Here is a 3588-nt window from a genome sequence, read left to right as displayed (position 1 = left end):
TATCAGTTTTATTTATGAACTGCAACAATTATACAATAAAAAAGTGTGATTTTCGGATACTTGAAGCACCACAAACCTTTCAGTTTTTAGTGGTACTCCGTATCCGACCTCACTATCATCCCACACCTTAAGGAGTCTCGTTCGGAAAATCTGTAATCAACAGTAAAAAAAGGGAAATTCAACAGTACTCGGACATGAATTCAACAGTAAAATTGAAAAATTCAACAATAACCCCTGCGAATTCACCAGTAGACTACGAGAAATCAACAGTCCTCCCATTAATTCCACTGCGCAACACCAGAAGAAGCTTCGATAGATTAAGAAAGGAATGACAATTTTTTAAGTGCCATTCCTCCAGGTAAATATTTTGTTCCTTTTACCTGTCATTCCGAGTCATTATGGTCAGATTCCGCCCAATCAACCTACGTCTTGTTCCCACTTATTTTCATTGCCAAATGTAATAATGCCCAGTTCGTGGTGTTCTCCCTCGTATAACGCCCTGGAGACAAAGCGGTTTTCCCCATTATCATCTATTACTTCCAGCCGGCAAAACGCCCGGTTCTTCTGTAACGCTTCATAATATTGTTGCTCATTTTGAACAGGAATCCCGTTTACCGTCTTGATTACTTCACCGATCTTCAACTTCATTTTTTCAGCTGCCGTCCCCGGAATAATATCCAAAATCACAATTCCGGAATGGTTTTTCGAAAAATAGTAAGTCTGCCCGCTATCCTGATAATAATGAACCATTGAAATCAGCAGGCGACCGATTAAGGCAATGCCCATCGCCACAATTACTGCCGGTTCAAACCAAAATCCTGCCGCTCCAATCAGGGTGACTAAAACTCCCAACCAAATCACTTGCTTTCCCTGCCCTTTAATTCCCAGACTCGGATGAACACTGCGAATTTGGCTACCAAACCCGATCCAGTACGGGATAAACAGGAAAGTAAAAGTCGACTGACCAATAGGAACAACCGGCCAAAAGTCAAACGGTACGGAAAGTGCATCAGCAGGGATTAAAAATAACAGCGGGACCATCCATAATCGTTTTGACTCATGGACGCCCATATTCATTCCCCTTTTACTGCGTATCAATTTCGGCGATGTGTGTTGACTGGCATTTTTGAATACGAGTAACCCTTCTACCAGCAATAACAACCCCGTTAAAAAGGCTGCCCCCGGAATGATTGCTGTATCCATTTGTGCAAAGAGGTTTTGAAAAATAGGAACTTCAATTTGATACATATTAATGAGCATGATTAAGAAAAAGCCGGTCCCCATCGTATATGCCGGGGAAAGCAAACCCGGTTTCAAGATGATGGAAAATAAAATCGTAACAGCTGAGACGGTCAAAACAAATGCCAGCGGGATGATATTCCCAATTAGTAAAGTAATGATGGAAAAAATAAGCCCGCAAATAAGTCCTTTCCCCAAATACATACGCGTCTCAAACCAACCATCTTGGATACGTATGTGAAAATTCCTTCGTTCTCGTTTTACCCGTATATAGCCAAGATAAACAGCATAAAGGATTCCAAGATAAAGTAACGGGTCTAAGAAGAATTTTCCAATCCCTTTTCCAATTTCAAGCAACCACTCCAAGCCCGACACCCCCCGAGATTTTTATTTTAAATCGATCGAATCATTTAATAGATTATTATCTACTATTTTAGCAAATATGGATAAAAAAACCTATCTATTATTTAATTTTAGATTGAATATCAAAAAACGTTTCAAACAGCTTAACTATTAAATGGATTAAGAATAACAAGAAAGGACTACACAAAAGGTGCAGTCCTTGTTGATACCTAAATATCTCCGCCGATTATCTTGATACTGTGGATACTCAATAGATCCTTGAGCATTAATGTTGATACTGAAAATATCGCAGGGCCATTTGCAACTGGCGGTCATTTTCTTTTTTTCTTTTTGCTTCAGCCACTTTCTTTTCCATCTTCCTAACTGTTTTCTCATTAATGATACCCGTATCCGGCAAGTTATGTTCTCTTTGGAATCGTTTCACAGCTGTTTCCGTTGTTTCGCTATAGTAGCCATCTACCCGCCCCGGTTCATATCCCAGGCTTTTCAAAATCAACTGAGCATTTTTTACCTGCCCATTATTCATATCTTTACTTAGCGGCTGATCAATTTGTAATGGGTGGACATGGTACAAATCCGGCTGAACAACATAAATATCCGGTTTAATTCCTTGTCCGTGAATCCAGTTCCCATCCGGGGTTAACCATTTATACATCGTTAATTTTATATGGCTCTTATCCCCTAAATCGACTTGTTGTTGAACCGTCCCTTTTCCGAATGTCGTCTCGCCAATGGTCGGATAACCGCCTGCCTCCTTCAATGCGGCTGCTAAAATTTCTGAGGCCGATGCGCTTCCTTTATCGGTTAAAACCGCGATGGGATAAGGTTTCTTTTCTGCTAATTTCGAAAAATATTGTTCTTGCCCTTGATCTCTTCCCTCAATTTGAAACATCGGTTTTTCTTTTGGCACCAACTCTCCGGCAATTTTCTTTACACTTTGCAAAAGACCACCCGGATTGCCGCGGACATCAATAATTAACCCATCTATTTTTTCTTTTTCCAAAGTATTTAACCGGCTTAAAAAATCTTCGCCTGTCTCTTCCGCAAATGAAGTGATCGTAATATATCCAATTTTCTTTTCTTTCTGTTCAATAATTTCAGAAAAAACTGTTTCAATTGGGATTTTATCTCTTATTACTTCAATCGAAATCGGTTCACTTAAACCTTCACGTAATATTTGCAATGATACCGTCGTTCCTTTTTTGCCGCGTACTTTAGATGTTACTTCATATAAATCTTGACCCGTAACATCTTGTCCGTCAACGGCAACAATCTCATCAAAAGGTTTCAGACCCGCTTTTTCTGCCGGAGAATTTTTAAATGGGGATACAATAATGACCTTGCCGTCAACTTCACTCATTTCAGCACCAATTCCTTCAAAAGAAGAGTCTAAAGATCGGTTAAATTCTTTTGCTTTTTCCTCATTCATATAAACCGAATAAGGGTCACCCAAAGTGGCCAGCATTCCTTCTACCGCCCCTTCAACAAGATGTTCCGGATCCACGTTTTCAATATACCCTTTCGTTATCAGCTCATAAGCCTGTTCTATTTTTGAGAATTCATTTGGCAAATGACGATATTCTGTCTGTCTTATCTCTGTTTTGTCATCTGAAAATATCTGTATACTTGTGTAAGTTGCTAATGATGAAAAGATCATTGCAAAGGTCACCAAAATTGCCACATGGGTTTTTCGCAAATCTGTCACTCCTTGCCATTAAATGTCATTCATTCAAATATATGAGTTTAGCGGACAAGTTATGAACTAGATTTTTATCCCTTATAAGAAGTTGGTAGAGGTACTCCATGGCTTTTAATAAATGTTGTGAAGGTCTATTCATTTGGGTTATGTACATCGGTCCCTGTGGTTTTTTATCCTAATATCCGGTGTCTTTTCATCTTTATTCATAAACGTTTAATATTGAACTACTCCCACCTACGCTGACGCTTAGAGGTAGGAGATTCCTACGCTGTCACTCCTATCGGAGT

2 protein-coding genes are annotated in these 3588 nt (G+C 39.4%); both read right to left on the bottom strand.

The window, feature by feature from the left end; genetic code table 11:
• Positions 1–417: 417 nt before the first annotated feature.
• Entirely contained in the window at positions 418–1605 is a 1188-nt protein-coding gene (locus LIZ98_RS17100) for a PDZ domain-containing protein (protein ID WP_041903001.1), read from the bottom strand.
• Positions 1606–1867: 262 nt separating this feature from the next.
• Entirely contained in the window at positions 1868–3298 is a 1431-nt protein-coding gene (locus LIZ98_RS17095; RefSeq protein WP_227140360.1) for a S41 family peptidase, read from the bottom strand.
• Positions 3299–3588: the final 290 nt, after the last annotated feature.

The sequence above is a fragment of the Caldibacillus sp. 210928-DFI.2.18 genome (assembly GCF_020554505.1).
GTDB lineage: Bacteria > Bacillota > Bacilli > Bacillales > Caldibacillaceae > Caldifermentibacillus > Caldifermentibacillus hisashii.
Note: the sequence above shows the minus strand (reverse complement) of the source record. Positions and strands in the feature narration are given on the sequence as shown.